The organism is Paracoccus sp. SCSIO 75233 (assembly GCF_027912675.1).
GTDB lineage: Bacteria > Pseudomonadota > Alphaproteobacteria > Rhodobacterales > Rhodobacteraceae > Paracoccus.
Genome location: NZ_CP115757.1, coordinates 1,676,035 through 1,692,151 on the forward strand (window position 1 = coordinate 1,676,035; position 16,117 = coordinate 1,692,151).

The following is a 16,117-nucleotide window of genomic DNA, read 5'->3' on the forward strand; positions in this document are numbered from 1 at the left end:
CCGCAGGGGTCCGGGGGCGCGCAGCCCCCGGCGGTCACTTGGGCGATCACTTCGCCGCGTCAAACACCGGCTGATAGATCTTCTCCAACCGCGCCACGGCCTCGGCGGGCGAAATCTCCTCGGACATACCTGTTTTTCGCGAGGTCAGCTCGACCTTGTTCGCCTGCAGGCCGCGCGGGCCGACGGTGATCCGCCACGGCAGACCGATCAGATCCATCGTGGCGAATTTCGCGCCCGCCCGTTCGTCGCGGTCGTCATAGAGGACATCGAACCCCTTCGCCGTCAATTCGCGATAAAGCGCCTCGCAGGCGGAATCGACGGAGCCGTCGCCCTGTTTCAGATTGACAATACCGACATGGAACGGCGTCACGCCCTCCGGCCAGACGATGCCCTTTTCGTCATGGCTCGCCTCGATAATCGCGCCGACAAGACGCGACACGCCGATGCCGTGGCTGCCCATATGGACTGGCACGCGCTGCCCGTCAGGACCGACAACCGTGGCGCCCATGGGTTCGGAATATTTGGTGCCGAAATAGAATATCTGCCCGACCTCGATGCCTCGCGCGCTGCGGCGGCGCTCCTCCGGGATCTGGTTAAAGACCGCCTCGTCATGGGTTTCGTCGGTGCGGGCGTAACGGCTGGTGAATTCCTCCAGCACGGCCTGACACTGCTCGACGCTGTCATAGTCGATCTCGCGATCACCGAATTTCAGCTCGGTGATCTGGCTGTCATAGAACACTTCCGACTCGCCGGTCTCCGCCAGCACGAGGAATTCATGCGTGTCGTCCCCCCCGATCGGCCCGCTATCGGCCCGCATCGGGATCGCCTGAAGCCCCATGCGCTCATAGGTCCGCAGATAGCTGACCAGATGCCGGTTATAGGCATGCAGCGCGTCTTCGCGGGTCAGGTCGAAATTATAGCCGTCCTTCATCAGGAACTCGCGCCCCCGCATGACGCCGAAACGCGGGCGGACCTCGTCGCGGAATTTCCACTGGATGTGATACAGCGTCAGCGGCAGATCCTTGTAGCTGTTCACATGGGACCGGAAGATGTCGGTAATCATCTCCTCATTGGTCGGACCATACAGCATGTCGCGCTTATGGCGGTCGGTGATGCGCAGCAATTCCTCGCCATAGGCATCGTAGCGCCCGCTTTCACGCCACAGATCCGCCGATTGCAGCGTCGGCATCAGAACCGGGATGTGACCGGCGCGCTGCTGTTCCTCATGGACGATCTGCTCGATCCGGCGCAGCACCTTCTGGCCAAGCGGCAGCCAGGAATAGATCCCCGCTGCCTGCTGCTTGATCATCCCGGCGCGCAGCATCAGCCTGTGGCTGACGATCTGCGCCTCTTTGGGGTCTTCCTTGAGGACGGGCAGAAAATAACGCGACAGACGCATGGGCGGGCCTTCCGTAACGGGTTTCCGCGACGGTTAGCCGATGCCCATGCGCGGGGCAAGGCCCATGCCGCCTGCCCTCAGCCGCCCCGCCCGATCCGGCCCAGATGGGTATGGCTGAAGCCCTCGCCGGTTTTCAGTCCGTATCCCAGCATCCGGTCAAGCCCGGCATGGGCGAACCACAGCGCACCGAGCGCAATCATGAGACTGCTTCCCGAGACGCTCCCCAACATCAGAAGCAGCAGCCCGAACCCGTAGAAATGCAGGATGTTATAAACCGCAGCCCCGACCTTCGGACCCAGCGCATAGCCCGCAAAGCCGATATCCGGGGCGAAGAACAGCAGCAGCAACGCCCACCATGGGAGCCCTGTTCCGATGGCGTTCACCACCCAAAGCCCGGCCAGAAAGATGACCGCGCCTTCGACACGCTGCCAGATCACCACGCCTGTCATCGGGTTCGCTCCTCTATTGTCTGTTTTGCATCCGAATTGCATAACTGCCCTGCCGGATATGCCCGACATCTAGAGGAAAACTGCGGATGCCGAAAAGACCCGAATTCTCTGCAGGTTTCTCGCCTCGGCATGATGTTGCCGTGATCGTCGCATGTGACGCGAATTATCTGCCCTATGCAGCGATCCCCGCTTTGCAGCTTGCCCGGCCGGGGCGCGACTTCGACGTGCTGATCGGCGGGCCGGAGACGCTGGAGCTGCCGCAATTCCTGCGTGACGCCGGGATCGGCCATGTCGCGGCACTGGACGATACGATCATCGATGCGCTGCCGACCGATGCCCGGCGTTCTATCGCGACCTATATGGAGCTGTTTCTCGCCCGCGCGCTGCATGGGGTCTATCGCCGGATCCTCGTCCTCGACAGCGACGTGATCTTTGAGCGCGGCGATCCGGGCAGGCTCCTGCGCGCCGATATGCGGGGTCATGCGGTTGCGGCGGTGCGCGACAACCGGCAATGGCGCAGCCCGAAGCGCCGCGTGGCAGAGTTCCGCAAGCTGAACCGCCCCGCAGCCCCCTATTTCAACGCGGGCGTGGTGATGATCGACACCGAGGGCTGGGCCGGGGCCGGTCTGTCCGCCGAGGCCGCCGATTTCGCGCGCGATCATCTGGTGGGGCTGGGCCGGGATCAGGCGCTGATGAACGGCGTGCTTTATGGCAACTGGGCGGAGATCAGCCCGCTATGGAACTGGCAATTCACCTGGTCCTCGGCGCATCTGATGTCGATGGCCGATCCCTGCCTGATCCATTTCATCGGCCCGCATAAACCGTGGCTGGACAGCGCCGATACCCGCGTGCCGATGCGGCTGCGCAAAGATTACGCCCGCATCCTGCCGGAACATTTCCCCGATGCGCCCCGCGGCACGGCACTGGATCGCCGCCACTGGCCCGCAGGGCGGGAACTGGGAAAATCGCTGTTCAAGCAATGGCGCGCGGTCGGGCCGATGCTGGATTATCTGGGCCGGTTCGCGGATGAATATACATTGCTATAGATGCCATTGACGCTTCGCATCGCTGTCGCGCCAGCGACAGCCACGCGTCCGCCCTCCCCCAGGCGGGCGCGTTGCGCGCCCACCAGGTCGGACGCTCTGTGCTAAGCAGGTTCGGCAGCGACGGCCCAGCTTACTGCCACTTCTCCGAAATCCACCCCGCCGGCAGATAAAAATGCCGCAGATGTTTCGCAACGCTCTCGCGCCGCCCGCCGTTGAATGTGGCTTTCAGATGATCCGCCGGAGAGCGGATCGGGTCTTTCTTCGACCACTGGCCGATCACCGCGTCATCCGGGTTCAGATGCCCGGCGAAGATCACCACTTTCGTCCCCTTCGGCACCCGTGGCGGCTGGATATAGTTCAGCGGAAACGGCGGGATACAGTGCAGCCGGAAATGGCTGACCCAGCCCTTCGGCCAGAACTTCACCCCGCCGGGCGCGTTATGGGTGACGAAGCGCTGCTCATAGCGGTATTTATCGGCGGCAGCCTGCGGGTCGGCCAGAAACGCCTCCTGCATCGGTTTCAGCCGTCCGACCTGCATCCGGTAGATGGAGGTCTGCGCCAACCGCTCGAACGGGGTGTTCGGGTTTTTCGCCGTGATCGTGTCGGAGGGATCGCCATAGTCGAAAAACTCGTCCAGATTGCCGGTCACGATCACATCCAAATCCATGAACAGCACCGTGCCGGTGATATCGCCCAGATCGCCCCAAAGCTGCGATTTCGGCCATTTTCCCGGCGTGTTCTTCGGCATCACGAAATCCGGGTCGGGCAAGGGCCGGGTCTCGACGCCCGGATCAATGCCATCGGTCTGATCCGTGAAACAGATCACCCGGAAAGGCGGAGTGATGTTGCGCGCCACCATGTTATAGAAGCGGTTCACATAGTCGGGCCCGTATTTCGTGCCCCATTTGATGCAGATAATCTGTTTCATGCAGTCATATTGGACATAATATGAGGCCGCGACAAGGACGGTCGGATATTTGCCCGTCCAAACGAAAGAGACGGCCCGAGAGCTGTTGACTCCGCCGCCATCCCGGCTATAAGCGCCGCTTCATTGGTGTTGGTGGCCCCTGCAAGGGGATGCCTGTCGGGGGAAACCCAAAGGACAACGCCCTTTTGAAATTGACAAAAGGAGATCAGCCGTGACCAAACGCACGTCTGCCAAGTATAAAATTGACCGCCGCATGGGCGAAAACATCTGGGGCCGCGCCAAATCCCCGGTCAACCGCCGCGAATACGGCCCCGGCCAGCACGGCCAGCGCCGCAAGGGCAAGCTGTCCGACTTCGGCACCCAGCTCCGCGCCAAGCAGAAGCTGAAGGGCTATTACGGCGACCTGACCGAAAAGCAGTTCCGCCGCATCTATGCCGAAGCTGAACGCGTCAAGGGCGACACCGGCGAAAACCTGATCGGTCTGCTGGAGCGTCGTCTGGACGCCGTCATCTATCGCGCCAAATTCGTGCCGACGATCTTCGCCGCGCGCCAGTTCATCAACCACGGCCATATCGAGGTGAACGGCAAGAAGGTGAACATCGCCTCTTACCGCGTCAAGGAAGGCGACGTGGTCTCGGTCCGCGAACGCTCGCGCCAGCTGGCCCTGGTTCTGGAAGCCGTTCAACTGCCGGAACGTGATGTCCCGGATTATGTCGAGGCGGACCACAACAAGATGACCGCGACCTTCGTGCGCACCCCGGCCCTTGGCGATGTGCCTTACGCGGTGCAGATGGAACCGAACCTCGTGGTCGAATATTACGCGAAGAACTGATCTTCGCCGATCCGCAGAATTCGAAGGCCGCCCATCGGGCGGCCTTTTGCATGGCAGCCCCGTCAGGCTCAGCCCCCGGCCCCGGCGTCCAGAACCCCCAGCAGATAGCGGCGCGGCAGCACCAGCAGATCCGCAGGCGCGCTCCGGCACAGCGCCTTGCGCAGATAGACCCCGTCGATCAGCGCCGCCAGCGTCTCCGCCACCGGCTCCGCCTCCGGCCCAAGCAAGGCGCGCAGATCCACCAGCAGCGTCGAGCGCAGCCGTCGCTGATAGACCGCCAGCAGCCGCGCGGCTTCCGTATCCTGCTGGGCGAGAACGTAGAAATTCAGCCACGCCGCGACCGTATCGTCATCGAAATGCTCCGGGCCGAGACTGGCTTCCAGCACCGCCAGCAGCCGCGCCCGTGACCCCTCTGCCTCAGCCAATGCCTTGCGCACCGCGACGCCATAGCGGCGCAGGATCTCGCGCATGGCGGAAAGGAACATCATGTCCTTGGAGCCGAAATAATGATGCGCCAGTGCCGGGGACATCCCCGCCTCCCGCGCGATTTCGGCGACCGTCACGTCAATCGTGCCGGATCGCGCAATCGTTTGGATTGCGGCGTTGATCAATTCGCTTTTTCGGGTATTCTCCCGCGCACGCTTACGCATCCGCGCACCTCGCGGTCGGTTTAGTGTTTTTTAACCCGGCTTGATTGACTGGTCAATCAATAAAATCAAGGAGAATAAAAATGACCCGTATCGCCGCTTTCCTCGTAACCGCCGCCATCGCCCTGCCCGCCGCCGCGCAGGAGCCCGAGAGCTGCAAGAATATCGTGTTCTCCGATGTCGGCTGGACGGATATCACCGCAACCACGGCGGTCGCGACGACCATCCTCGACAGTCTCGGCTATGAGACCGAGATCAAGGTTCTTTCCGTCCCGGTCAGCTATACGGCCATGTCGACCGGCGATGTCGATGTGTTCCTGGGCAACTGGATGCCGACGATGGAGGCCGATATTGCCCCCTATCGCGATTCCGGCACGGTCGACACGGTGCGCACCAATCTGACCGGCGCGAAATATACGCTGGCCACGAACAAGGCCGGGGCCGATCTCGGCATCACCGATTTCGCCAGCATCGCCCAGCATCAGGAGGCGCTTGACGGCAAGATCTACGGGATCGAGCCGGGCAATGACGGCAACCGCCTGCTGCTGGAGATGGTGGCAGAGGATCAGTTCGGCCTGGGCACGTTCGAGGTGGTGGAATCCTCCGAACAGGGGATGCTGGCACAGGTCGCGCGCGAGGTGCGGGCGGGCAACCCGATCGTCTTCCTCGGCTGGGAGCCGCATCCGATGAATGCCGAATATGAGCTGACCTATCTCGAAGGCGGCGACGATGTGTTCGGCCCCAATCTCGGCGGGGCGGAGGTACGGACCAATACCCGCGCCGGATATGTCGATGAATGCCCCAATGTCGGCCAGTTCCTGAAAAATCTGGAATTCACGCTGGAGATGGAAAATCAGATCATGGGCGCGATCCTGAATGACGGCGCCATGCCCGGCGACGCGGCAACCGAATGGCTGAAGGCCAATCCCGACGCCGCGACCCCGTGGCTGGAGGGCGTCACCGCGCAGGATGGCAGCGACGCCGCCGACATGCTCAACGCCGCACTGGAAGGCTGAGCCGCGCCTTGGAACAACTGACCGAACTGGTCACAGCCCATAAAATCCCGGTCGGCCAAACCGCCGACCGGGTTTTTGACTGGCTGGCCACCAATGCAACCGGGTTTTTCGACGCGCTTCACGCAGCGATCGAGGCCGGGATTGACGGCGTCCTGTTTCTGCTGACCGCGCCGCCTCCGTTTCTGTTCATCCTGATCGCGATGGCCGTCACCTATGCGTTGCAGCGCAGCGTGACGATCACGCTCGGCATCGGGCTGGGTTTCCTGTTCATCCTCAATCAGGGCTACTGGAAGGAGACGATGGAGTCGCTGACGCTGGTGCTGTCGGCCTGTGTCGTCTGCATGGGGCTGGGCGTGCCCGCGGGCATCGCGCTCGCCCATCGTCCGAAACTCTATGAATGGGTGCGCCCGCTGCTTGATCTGATGCAGACGCTGCCGACCTTCGTTTATCTGATCCCGGCTGTGGTGCTGTTCAATATCGGCATGGTGCCGGGGCTGATCGCGACCGTGATTTTCGTGCTGCCCGCGCCGATCCGGCTGACCCAGCTTGGCATCGCCTCCACCCCCGCGCCGCTGCGCGAGGCGGCCGTGGCCTTCGGCGCCACCCCGCGACAGCTTCTGTGGAAGGTGGAAATGCCAAGCGCCCTGCCCCAGATCATGACCGGGCTGAACCAGACCATCATGCTGTCGCTGTCGATGGTGGTGATCGCGGCACTTGTCGGCGCGGCAGGGCTGGGGGTGCCGGTGGTCCGCGCGCTCAACAGCGTGAATGCGGCACTGGGTTTCGAATCCGGGCTGGTGATCGTGGTGCTGGCTGTGATGCTCGACCGGGCCTTGCGCAGAAGGGAAAAACCGTGACCGCCATCGCCTTCGACAATTGCTCGATCATGTTCGGGGACCGGCCCGATACGGCGCTGAACCGCGCCGATGCCGGTCACGACCGCAGCGAGATCGAGGCCGCGACCGGGCAGGTTCTGGGCGTCCATGATGCTTCGCTGAGCGTCGATGATGGGGAAATCGTCGTGCTGATGGGTCTTTCCGGCTCCGGCAAATCGACGCTGCTCAGGGCCGTGAACGGGCTGAACCCGGTGGCGCGCGGCGATGTGCGGGTCCGGATGGGGGACCGGATGATCTCCGTTCCCGGTGCGAACCGGGCGACGCTGCGGGAATTGCGGCTGAACCATGTCTCGATGGTGTTCCAGCAATTCGGCCTGCTGCCGTGGCGCAGCGTGGCGGATAATGTCGGGCTGGGCATGGAACTGGCCGGCATGCCCCGCAGCCAGCGCGCGGCCCGCGTGGCGGAGCAGCTTGAACTGGTCGGGCTAGATGGCTGGGCGGATCGTCAGGTGGCGGAATTGTCGGGCGGGATGCAGCAACGCGTCGGCCTCGCCCGTGCCTTCGCAACACGCGCCCCGATCCTGCTGATGGATGAACCGTTCAGCGCGCTTGACCCGCTGATCCGGGCGCGGCTTCAGGACGACCTGCTGGCGCTTCAGCGAACCGCGAAACGCTCCATCCTGTTTGTCAGTCACGATCTGGACGAGGCGTTCAAGCTCGGCAACCGCATCGCGCTGATGGAGGGCGGGCGGATCGTGCAGACCGGCACCGCGCGGCAGATCATGGCACAACCGGCGAATGATTATGTCGCGGCCTTCGTCGCCCATCTCAACCCGCTCGACGTGCTGACAGCGGGCGATCTGGCGCGCGAAGGCGATGCGACGGGCACGCCCCTGCCGCCGGATATGCCGCTGAAACAGGTGCTGACGGCGCTTGCCGAGCGTGAGGCGCTGCCGGTGGCGGGCGCGGGACGGATCACCCGCGCCGATCTGCTGCGGCGGCTGGCGGGGTCGTAAACGGGTCGGACGTGCCGCTCAATGATCCGGCGGCAGACCGCGCTTCCGCGACTCGCGCCATGTGATATAGGTGATCGCCCCGATCATCACGCCGCCGCCCAGCAGCACCATCGGGTCGACCGGCTCCGCGAACAGCGCCACGTCCAGCAGGCTGGCCCAGATCAGTTGCAGGAATGTGACCGGCTGGGTCACCGACATCGGCGCCGAGGCGAAGGCCCGCGTCATGGTATAATGACCCGTGGTCGCGAAAACCGCGACCAGACCAAGCCCGCCGATCTGTGCCCATGTCGGCGGCACCCAGACGGCAAGGGCAATCGGCGCAAGCGCCACGGTCACGGTCAGCGACATCATCGCGACCACCACCTGCGCCGGGGCCCGAAGCGCCAGTTGCCGCGCGATGAGGTAGGAAATCCCGAATGCAAAAGCCGCCGCGGTCTGCGCCAGATGACCGCTGTTCAGCTCCCGGACACCGGGCCGCAGCACGATCAGCGCCCCGATCAGCGCCACACCGATGGCGATCCCGCGCCGCCATGACAGCAACTCGCCAAACAGCAGCGCAGCACCAATGGTGGCGATAATCGGGTTGAGAAAGCCGATCGCCGTCACCTCGGCAATGGAGATCCGGGTCATGGCGTAAAACCACAGCATGACCGCCAGCACATGCAGCGCGCCCCGCAGGGCAAACGGTCCCAGCGTTCCCGCCGGCAGGCCCTGCCGCGCGATCTGCACCAGAACCGGCATGGTGAAGAAAATGCCGAACACGAAGCGGATGAAAGCCGATTGCGGCGCTGGCAGCCCTTGCCCGAAATGCTTGACCAGCGCGTTGACGAAAACGAAGCACAGCCCGGTCACAACCATCCACCCGATCCCGGCCAGATCGTTGCGCTGCGTCTCGTTCACCTAGTCACCCATTATCAGCCTGAGCGCGATAGACCACATAATAAAGGCGATGACCAGATCGAGGATCTGCCATGCACGGGGCCGCGCAAAGACCGGCGCAAGCAGCCGCGCCCCATAGCCGAGCGAGAAGAAAAACAGGAACGATCCGCTGATCGCACCGGCGGCAAAGGCGGTCTTGTTGGCAAAATCGGCAGAAACCGCGCCAAGCAGCACGACCGTATCCAGATAGACATGCGGGTTGGCCCAGGTGATTGCCGCAACCGCCGCCATTGTCGGCCAGAACGCCTGCGCCTGTCCCGCAACCCGAAGCGCATCCCCACCCTTGAGCGCGGACATTGCGGCGCGCAACCCGTAGAGGATCAGAAACGCCGCCCCGCCCCATCTCATCGCTTCGGTGAACCATGGCGCGACCTGCGTCAGAAGCTCCGCGCCGAACACCCCGACGCTGACAAGGATCGCGTCGGAAATGGCGCAGAACAGCACCACAGGCAGGACATGGCTGCGCAACAGCCCCTGTCGCAGCACAAAGGCGTTCTGCGCCCCGATGGCGACGATCAGCGATAATCCGGTGCCGAGACCTGCAAGATAAGCGTGCATGTTTAACCCTTTCGTTGCGCCCGTCTTGCATCAGCCGTCGAAATAAGTGAAATTCATTTTGATTTATCTGGATAAGAAATTCTAATGATCGACTACCCCGCCCTCGCGGCCTTGGCAGAGGTGATCCGGCGCGGTTCCTTCGACGCCGCCGCCCATGCACTCGGCATCACGCAGCCCGCCGTGTCCCAGCGGATCAAGTCGCTTGAGGCTCGGCTGGGACAGGTGCTGCTGGATCGCGGCCCGCCTGTGACCGCGACTGAGGCCGGGATGCGACTGGTCGCGCATCACGATCAGGTCCGTCTGCTGGAGGCGGGTCTGGCAGGCATCGCACCAGGCGACGCCCTGCCCCCGACCATCCGGGTGGCGGTGAATGCCGACAGCCTTGCAAGCTGGGCGATTGCGGCGCTGCCGCACGCGCCGGGGCTGCTGGATCTGGTGATCGACGATCAGGACCATGCCGAGGGGCTGCTGCGGGCGGGGCTGGTCAGCGCGGCGGTCACGGCACAGCGCGGGCCGGTCGCCGGATGCGACAGCCACGCGCTCGGGGTGATGGATTACCTCGCTGTGGCGACGCCGGATTTCATTTCCCGCCATTTCCCCGACGGGATCACGGCAGAGGCGCTGCGGGCTGCCCCCGCGATCACCTTCAACAAGAAGGACGCGCTGCAAAATGAATGGGTGAAGCGGAATTTCGGCCAGCGGATCACCCTGCCGACCCATCTGATCCCGACGAGCGAGGCATTTGCGCAGGCGGTCAGGCTCGGCATGGGCTGGGGGATGAACCCTGAAATCCTGATTGCGGAGGATCTGCGCAGCGGTCGCCTGATCCCGCTATTGCCGGACACGAAACTCGGCGTGCCGCTATACTGGCAGATCGCGCGGATCATGGCCCCGGCGCTGACCGATCTGACCCGCAATATCAGACGCACCGCCCGCGCGGCGCTGCGCCCTTTGTGATCACAGCCCCGAAATCACCGGGGCAACGTGATCACAATTGCTCCGCAACCTCGTCCGAGAGATCGAAATTGCCGGTGACGTTCTGCACGTCGTCGTCATCCTCCAGCGTCTCGATCAGCTTCATCAGCTTCTGCGCCGTGTCCATATCGGTCACTTCGGTCGGGGCCTGCGGTTTCCAGATCAGCTTCGCCGTCTCGGATTCGCCCAGAGCCTCCTCAAGCGCGGTCGAGACCTCGTTCAGGTCGGTATCGGCGCAATAGATCCAGTGGCCGTCATCATCGGATTGCACATCCTCCGCCCCGGCCTCGATCGCGGCCATCATCACCGTGTCGGCATCGCCTGCCTCAACCGGGTATTTGATCTCCCCCACGCGGTCGAACATGAAGCTGACGCTGCCGGTCTGGCCCAGATCGCCGCCATTCTTGGTGAAGGTCGAGCGCACATTCGACGCCGTGCGGTTGCGGTTGTCGGTCATCGCCTCGACAATGATCGCGATACCATTCGGGCCGTAACCCTCATAGCGGATTTCGTCGTAATTCTCCGCATCGCCGCCCAGCGACTTCTTGATCGCGCGGTCGATGACGTCCTTGGGGACCGAGTTCGACTTCGCCTCTTTTACCGCCAGCCGCAGCCTCGGGTTCTTCTCGGGGTCGGGATCGCCCATCTTCGCGGCGACGGTAATCTCCTTCGCCAGCTTCGAGAACAGCTTCGACCGGATCGCGTCCTGGCGACCCTTGCGATGCTGAATATTCGCCCATTTTGAATGGCCTGCCATGATAGATGGTCCTTAAACGTCAGCAGAAATCGGGTTTTTTGGGCTTTTAATCCAGCACGGGGGCCGACCGCAAGGCATTGCGGAGCCGCGAACGCCATTGCACCATAAGCGGAGGCGGTTATCATCGCCACCTGATTGATGGCGAGGATTTCGCGATGACCTTCCCCCAGATTGTCCTGTTTTCGATTTTCGGCGCGGTCATGGTGCTGATGTTCATCGGCAAATGGCGGCATGATCTGGTCGCCTTCGCCGGGCTGATGGCCGGCGTGCTTCTGGGCGTCGTACCGGGGGACGAGGCGTTCAGCGGTTTCGGCCACCCCGCGACGATGGTCGTGGCGCTGATCCTGATCACCACGGCGGGGCTGATGCGGTCTGGCGCAGTGGCGCGGCTCACGCGGCTGCTGGTCGATGCGGATCGCCCGATCAGCCTGCATATCGCGGTGATGGGCGGGATCGGCGGCGCACTGTCGGGGTTCATGAACAATATCGCGGCGCTGGCGATCCTGATGCCCATCGACATCCAGATCGCGCGCAAGGCGGGCCGCGCCGTCGGGCTGACGCTGATGCCGCTGGCCTTCGCCACCATCCTTGGCGGCATGCTGACGCTGATCGGGACGCCGCCGAACCTGATCGTCTCGGGCTTCCGGCAGGAGGTGCTGGGCGAGCCGTACCGGATGTTCCAGTTCCTGCCGGTCGGCGGCGCCGTCGCCATTGCCGGGATCGCCTTCGTGGCGCTGATCGGCTGGCGGCTGATCCCGCTGCATGACAAGGTGGATGATGGCAGCAACGCCGAAAACCTGCCGCGCGGCTATCAGGCCGAGCTGGTCGTGACCGAGGACAGCGCCGCGCTTGGCATGACGCTGGCCGATCTGCGCGACAGCGCCCGCGCCTCGGATGCGTGGATCAACGCGCTCAGCCGCCATCACCATCGGGTCGAGGACGATCCCGCCACCGTGACCCTCGCCGCCGGCGACGTGCTGACCTTGCGGGCCGATCCCAATGCGCTGGACGATTTCCGGTCCTCGATGAAGCTGGCCTATCCCGATGGCCATTCCGAGGCACGCGCACGCCCCCGCAGCGAACGCGGGGAATCGCTGATCGAATTTCTGGCGCCGCTGACATCCGACCTGACCGGACAGACGGTGCAGCAGGTCGGGCTGACCAATCGTTATAACTCGGTCCTGATGGGGATGCGGAGGCGGGGCGAGATCGTCACCGGAAACCTGCGCCGCCAGACCGTGCAGGCGGGCGATATGCTGCTGTTGCTGGTCCCCGAGGGGCGCGAGGAGCAGGTTCGTGGCGGGCTTGGCCTGCTGCGTCTGGACGGGGCCACGCGCTCGGTGATGCGCGAATGGCAGATGGCGATGACGCTTGGTCTGTTTGTGGCCGCGGTCGTGCTGACCAGCCTCGGGCTGATTACCATGCCGATCGCGCTTGGCTGCGTGATCGTGCTTTATGTGCTGTTCGGGGTGCTGTCGATCACCGAGATTTACGACCATGTGGATTGGTCTGTCGTGGTGTTGCTGGGCTCGATGATCCCCTTGGGGCTGGCACTGGATTCGACCGGAGGTTCGGCGCTGATCGCCAGCGGGCTGGCCAGCGTGACGGCGGGATTCCCGGCATGGGTGGCGCTGGCGCTGTTGATGGTCACGACGATGTTCATGTCGGATATTCTGAACAACAACGCGACCACGATCATTGCCGCCCCGGTTGGCATCCGTCTGGCCGAAAAGCTGGAGGTCAACCCGGACGCATTCCTGATGGGCGTCGCGGTCTCTGCCGCCTGTGCGTTCCTGACCCCCATCGGGCACCAGAACAACACGCTGATCATGGGCCCCGGCGATTATCGTTTCGGCGATTACTGGCGCATGGGGCTGCCGTTGGAGGTGATCGTGATGCTCGTCTCCGTCCCGATGCTGCTGATTGTCTGGCCGCTATAGGGCGAACGCTCAGAGCGGCCAGAAAATCGGGATCACGGTCGAGGCGGTCACCGCCATCAACAGGTTCAGCGGCAGGCCCACGCGGATGAAGTCGCTGAACCGGTAGCCGCCGGGACCGTAGACCAGCGTGTTGGTCTGATAGCCGATCGGCGTGGCAAAACTGGCCGAGGCACCCATCATGACGGCGATGATCAGCGGGCGCGGATCGACCTCCAGCGACAGCGCAAGGCTGATTGCGACCGGCGTCACGATCACCGCGACGGCGTTATTCGTGACGGTTTCGGTCAGCGCCATCGCCAGCAGATAGACCGCCAGCACAAGCGCCCAGTTCGGCAGATTGGCCAGAAGCGGCGCGACGCCGGAGACGATCAGTTCGACCGCGCCGGAATTGTCCAGCCCGACACCGACCGCAAGCATGGCGAAAATCAGCGCGAGCAGACGCCCGTCGACGAAGCTCAGCGCCTCATCGGCGTCGATGCAGCGCGTGCCCAGAACGATGGCGACCCCGGCAAAGGCCAGAAGCAGGATCGGTGCCACATCCAGCGCCGACAGGATCACCACAGCCGCAAGGACCGCAACCACAATCGGCGCGTGGCGGCGGCGGAAGGCGCGGTCGGAGGGCGCGTTCACCTCCACCATTTCCATATCGGCGGCGAGACGCTGAATATCGGCAGGCGCGCCTTCCAGCAGCAGCGTATCCCCGACGCGCACCACCAGATCGTCAAGCTGCCGCCCGATATTCTGGTTCTTGCGATGCGCGGCCAGCACATAGACCCCGTAGCGCCGCCGGAGCCGCATCGAACCGAGCGAGCGGCCGACCATGTGGCAGCCGGGGGTAATCAGCACCTCCACCGTCGAGGTCTGGACGGAGCTGAGCTTGTCGACCATGCGCAGATCCTTGTTGCCGTGCAGGCCCAGCACCTCCGACATCGGGGTACGCAGCACCACCCGGTCGCCCGCGTCCAGCGTCACCGCCCCCAGATCGCGCCTGAGCGAGGCGTCGCCGCGCAGAACGTCGATCACGCGGGCGTTTTCGCGGGAGAAAATGTCGATCTCCTCCAGCTTCTTGCCGACCAGCGCGCTGTCCTCCGGGATTGCAACCTCGGTGAAAAACTTCATCTTCGAGCGCCCGGAAATGAGCGAGGACATGGAATCCCGCTCCGGCAGGATACGCGGGGCGACAAACAGCAGATAGGTCAGCCCGACAGCCGCCATGCAAAGCCCGACCGGGGTAATCTCAAAAATCCCGAAGGCGGGCTGACCGGCCTGACGCGCCACACCATCAACGAGCAGGTTTGTCGAGGTGCCGATCATCGTCACCGTGCCACCGAGGATCGACAGATAAGACAACGGCATCAGCAGCTTGGACGGGGATTGTTCAAGCTCCCGCGCAAGCTGGATGAAAATCGGCATCATCACCACCACCAGCGGGGTATTGTTGACGAAAGCCGACATCGCCAGCACGGTCGCCGACAGCCCGGCCAGCGTGACAAAGGGCCGCTCCTTCGCGTGGCGCGCGGCGTGCTGGCCGATCCAGTCCAGCGCGCCGGTGCGCACCAGCCCGCCAACGATGATGAACATGAAGGCAATCGTCCACGGCGCCGGGTTGGCGAGCACGTCGACTATTCGGTCGGCGGGAAGTATTCCCAGCGAAAGCAAAACCATAGCGCCGATAATTGCAGTAACTTCCGGCGGATAGATTTCGCGGATGAACAGGGTCAGCATGCCGGCGATAATGGCAATCGTGGCAATGGCGGACGCCGTCCCGGTAAGTTCGAAGCCGAACATTCAGCCCTCAAATCCGCAACCGGCATGGCCGGTCAATCGGCGCATCATTGGACGATCACGGGGGTGTGTGCAAGCGAAGCGTTAACTTTCACCGCCGATTGACGGCATCGCAGGGGCAAGCCTGCCGCCGTCGCGGACCGGCCAGATCTGGCGCGCAAGCCCGGTGCGGTCATCGGTTTCGACCATCACCCCACACAGGCTGACATCGCCCCCGGCTGGCGTGAAGCGCTCGCGGCTCATGCCGGTGACAAAGCGGCGCATGGGTTCTGCCTTTTCCATGCCGATGACGCTGTCATAATCCCCGCACATCCCGGCATCGGTCAGATAGCCGGTGCCGCGCGGCAGGATTTGCGCATCGCCGGTCGGGACATGGGTGTGGGTGCCTGCCACAAGGCTGGCGCGCCCGTCGCAGAAATGCCCTGCCGCCATCTTCTCCGACGTTGCTTCGGCGTGGAAATCGATCATTACCGCCTGCACACCGGCCATCGCCCCCATCGGATGCGCCCGCAGGACCGTATCAAGCGCGGAGAACGGGTCGTCAAAGGCGCGTTTCATGAACACATTGCCCAGCACCTGCGCGACGAGGACCTTGCGCCCCCGCGACGCCTCGAACACGGCAACCCCGCGACCGGGGGCGTCCTTGGCGAAGTTGATGGGCCGCAGCACCCGCGGTTCCTTCTCGATAAAGCCCAGCATGTCGCGCTGATCGAAGGCATGATCGCCCAGCGTCACCACATCGGCGCCGGCGCTGAGCAGAAGCTGGGCATGCCCCCCGGTCAGCCCCATCCCGCCCGAGGCGTTTTCGCCGTTCACGATACAGAAATCGGCGCGCGTGGCGGATTTCAGCCCGGCCAGACGATCCACAACCGCCGCACGACCGGCGCGGCCCATAACGTCGCCAAGAAACAATATCCGCATTCGCCCCCCTGCGAGTCGCCGGGAATTTAGGCGGCTGATAACGGAAAACGCTGAGCCTTTCCAGAAATTTGCC

16 protein-coding genes are annotated in these 16,117 nt (G+C 63.7%); 7 read left to right on the forward strand and 9 right to left on the reverse strand.

Annotated features, from left to right (window positions below; genetic code table 11):
- Positions 1-46 precede the first annotated feature (46 nt).
- Together proS and PAF12_RS08115 are read right to left on the reverse strand one after the other, a co-directional pair.
- Entirely contained in the window at positions 47-1,399 is a 1,353-nt protein-coding gene (gene proS, locus PAF12_RS08110) for a proline--tRNA ligase (RefSeq protein WP_271106440.1), read from the reverse strand.
- A gap of 77 nt (positions 1,400-1,476) precedes the next feature.
- Complete coding sequence (locus PAF12_RS08115) at positions 1,477-1,848, reverse strand: DUF4260 domain-containing protein (RefSeq protein ID WP_271106441.1); 372 nt, start codon at positions 1,846-1,848, stop codon at positions 1,477-1,479.
- 86 nt (positions 1,849-1,934) lie between these two features.
- On the opposite strand from PAF12_RS08115, the gene PAF12_RS08120 reads away from it, so the two are divergent.
- Positions 1,935-2,894 carry a glycosyltransferase gene (locus PAF12_RS08120; protein ID WP_271106442.1) on the forward strand — a complete coding sequence of 320 codons (960 nt, stop codon included), beginning with the start codon at positions 1,935-1,937 and terminating at the stop codon, positions 2,892-2,894.
- A 130-nt stretch (positions 2,895-3,024) separates the two neighbouring features.
- On the opposite strand, the gene PAF12_RS08125 is transcribed toward PAF12_RS08120, so the two are convergent.
- Positions 3,025-3,822 carry a glycosyl transferase gene (locus PAF12_RS08125; RefSeq protein WP_271106443.1) on the reverse strand — a complete coding sequence of 266 codons (798 nt, stop codon included), beginning with the start codon at positions 3,820-3,822 and terminating at the stop codon, positions 3,025-3,027.
- Between the two features lie 211 nt (positions 3,823-4,033).
- Here PAF12_RS08125 and rpsD point away from each other — a divergent pair, with 211 nt between their 5' ends.
- The gene (gene rpsD / locus PAF12_RS08130; RefSeq protein ID WP_271106444.1) at positions 4,034-4,654 is read left to right on the forward strand and encodes a 30S ribosomal protein S4; all 621 of its coding nucleotides are present in this window, start codon (positions 4,034-4,036) and stop codon (positions 4,652-4,654) included.
- 68 nt (positions 4,655-4,722) lie between these two features.
- On the opposite strand, the gene betI is transcribed toward rpsD, so the two are convergent.
- Positions 4,723-5,304 (reverse strand): transcriptional regulator BetI, encoded by a 582-nt coding sequence (gene betI, locus PAF12_RS08135; RefSeq protein ID WP_271106445.1) that lies wholly within the window; start codon positions 5,302-5,304, stop codon positions 4,723-4,725.
- 80 nt (positions 5,305-5,384) lie between these two features.
- Here betI and choX point away from each other — a divergent pair, with 80 nt between their 5' ends.
- From choX to choV, 3 genes are read left to right on the forward strand one after another with little or no spacing between them, the layout of a single operon-like run.
- Positions 5,385-6,317, forward strand: a complete 933-nt coding sequence (choX, locus tag PAF12_RS08140; protein ID WP_271106446.1) for a choline ABC transporter substrate-binding protein — start codon at positions 5,385-5,387, stop codon at positions 6,315-6,317.
- Between the two features lie 8 nt (positions 6,318-6,325).
- Positions 6,326-7,174 (forward strand): choline ABC transporter permease subunit, encoded by an 849-nt coding sequence (choW, locus tag PAF12_RS08145; RefSeq protein WP_271106447.1) that lies wholly within the window; start codon positions 6,326-6,328, stop codon positions 7,172-7,174.
- Positions 7,171-8,169 (forward strand): choline ABC transporter ATP-binding protein, encoded by a 999-nt coding sequence (gene choV / locus PAF12_RS08150; RefSeq protein ID WP_271106448.1) that lies wholly within the window; start codon positions 7,171-7,173, stop codon positions 8,167-8,169. The genes choW and choV overlap by 4 nt, the downstream gene beginning before the upstream one ends.
- A gap of 18 nt (positions 8,170-8,187) precedes the next feature.
- Here choV and PAF12_RS08155 read toward each other — a convergent pair whose 3' ends face one another.
- Positions 8,188-9,027 carry a DMT family transporter gene (locus tag PAF12_RS08155; protein WP_271109672.1) on the reverse strand — a complete coding sequence of 280 codons (840 nt, stop codon included), beginning with the start codon at positions 9,025-9,027 and terminating at the stop codon, positions 8,188-8,190.
- 42 nt (positions 9,028-9,069) lie between these two features.
- On the reverse strand, positions 9,070-9,666 hold the full coding sequence (locus PAF12_RS08160) for a LysE/ArgO family amino acid transporter (RefSeq protein WP_271106449.1): 597 nt from the start codon (positions 9,664-9,666) through the stop codon (positions 9,070-9,072).
- Positions 9,667-9,750: 84 nt separating this feature from the next.
- On the opposite strand from PAF12_RS08160, the gene PAF12_RS08165 reads away from it, so the two are divergent.
- Complete coding sequence (locus PAF12_RS08165; RefSeq protein WP_271106450.1) at positions 9,751-10,623, forward strand: LysR family transcriptional regulator ArgP; 873 nt, start codon at positions 9,751-9,753, stop codon at positions 10,621-10,623.
- Between the two features lie 31 nt (positions 10,624-10,654).
- Here PAF12_RS08165 and PAF12_RS08170 read toward each other — a convergent pair whose 3' ends face one another.
- Positions 10,655-11,398 (reverse strand): YebC/PmpR family DNA-binding transcriptional regulator, encoded by a 744-nt coding sequence (locus PAF12_RS08170; RefSeq protein ID WP_271106451.1) that lies wholly within the window; start codon positions 11,396-11,398, stop codon positions 10,655-10,657.
- Between the two features lie 155 nt (positions 11,399-11,553).
- Here PAF12_RS08170 and PAF12_RS08175 point away from each other — a divergent pair, with 155 nt between their 5' ends.
- Positions 11,554-13,338, forward strand: coding sequence for an SLC13 family permease (locus tag PAF12_RS08175; RefSeq protein ID WP_271106452.1), 1,785 nt, complete (start codon positions 11,554-11,556; stop codon positions 13,336-13,338).
- Between the two features lie 9 nt (positions 13,339-13,347).
- Here PAF12_RS08175 and PAF12_RS08180 read toward each other — a convergent pair whose 3' ends face one another.
- Both PAF12_RS08180 and PAF12_RS08185 read right to left on the reverse strand, forming a co-directional pair.
- Positions 13,348-15,126, reverse strand: coding sequence for an SLC13 family permease (locus PAF12_RS08180; protein WP_271106453.1), 1,779 nt, complete (start codon positions 15,124-15,126; stop codon positions 13,348-13,350).
- An 81-nt stretch (positions 15,127-15,207) separates the two neighbouring features.
- Positions 15,208-16,044, reverse strand: coding sequence for a TIGR00282 family metallophosphoesterase (locus PAF12_RS08185; protein ID WP_271106454.1), 837 nt, complete (start codon positions 16,042-16,044; stop codon positions 15,208-15,210).
- Positions 16,045-16,117 lie beyond the last annotated feature (73 nt).

Bases quoted from the DNA above. Each gene is read 5' to 3' on its own strand.
- proS (WP_271106440.1), bottom strand. From the start codon at position 1,399: ATGCGTCTGTCGCGTTATTTTCTGCCCGTCCTCAAGGAAGACCCCAAA.
- PAF12_RS08115 (WP_271106441.1), bottom strand. From the start codon at position 1,848: ATGACAGGCGTGGTGATCTGGCAGCGTGTCGAAGGCGCGGTCATCTTT.
- PAF12_RS08120 (WP_271106442.1), top strand. From the start codon at position 1,935: ATGCCGAAAAGACCCGAATTCTCTGCAGGTTTCTCGCCTCGGCATGAT.
- PAF12_RS08125 (WP_271106443.1), bottom strand. From the start codon at position 3,822: ATGAAACAGATTATCTGCATCAAATGGGGCACGAAATACGGGCCCGAC.
- betI (WP_271106445.1), bottom strand. From the start codon at position 5,304: ATGCGTAAGCGTGCGCGGGAGAATACCCGAAAAAGCGAATTGATCAAC.
- choX (WP_271106446.1), top strand. From the start codon at position 5,385: ATGACCCGTATCGCCGCTTTCCTCGTAACCGCCGCCATCGCCCTGCCC.
- PAF12_RS08155 (WP_271109672.1), bottom strand. From the start codon at position 9,027: ATGGTTGTGACCGGGCTGTGCTTCGTTTTCGTCAACGCGCTGGTCAAG.
- PAF12_RS08160 (WP_271106449.1), bottom strand. From the start codon at position 9,666: ATGCACGCTTATCTTGCAGGTCTCGGCACCGGATTATCGCTGATCGTC.
- PAF12_RS08165 (WP_271106450.1), top strand. From the start codon at position 9,751: ATGATCGACTACCCCGCCCTCGCGGCCTTGGCAGAGGTGATCCGGCGC.
- PAF12_RS08170 (WP_271106451.1), bottom strand. From the start codon at position 11,398: ATGGCAGGCCATTCAAAATGGGCGAATATTCAGCATCGCAAGGGTCGC.
- PAF12_RS08175 (WP_271106452.1), top strand. From the start codon at position 11,554: ATGACCTTCCCCCAGATTGTCCTGTTTTCGATTTTCGGCGCGGTCATG.
- PAF12_RS08180 (WP_271106453.1), bottom strand. From the start codon at position 15,126: ATGTTCGGCTTCGAACTTACCGGGACGGCGTCCGCCATTGCCACGATT.
- PAF12_RS08185 (WP_271106454.1), bottom strand. From the start codon at position 16,044: ATGCGGATATTGTTTCTTGGCGACGTTATGGGCCGCGCCGGTCGTGCG.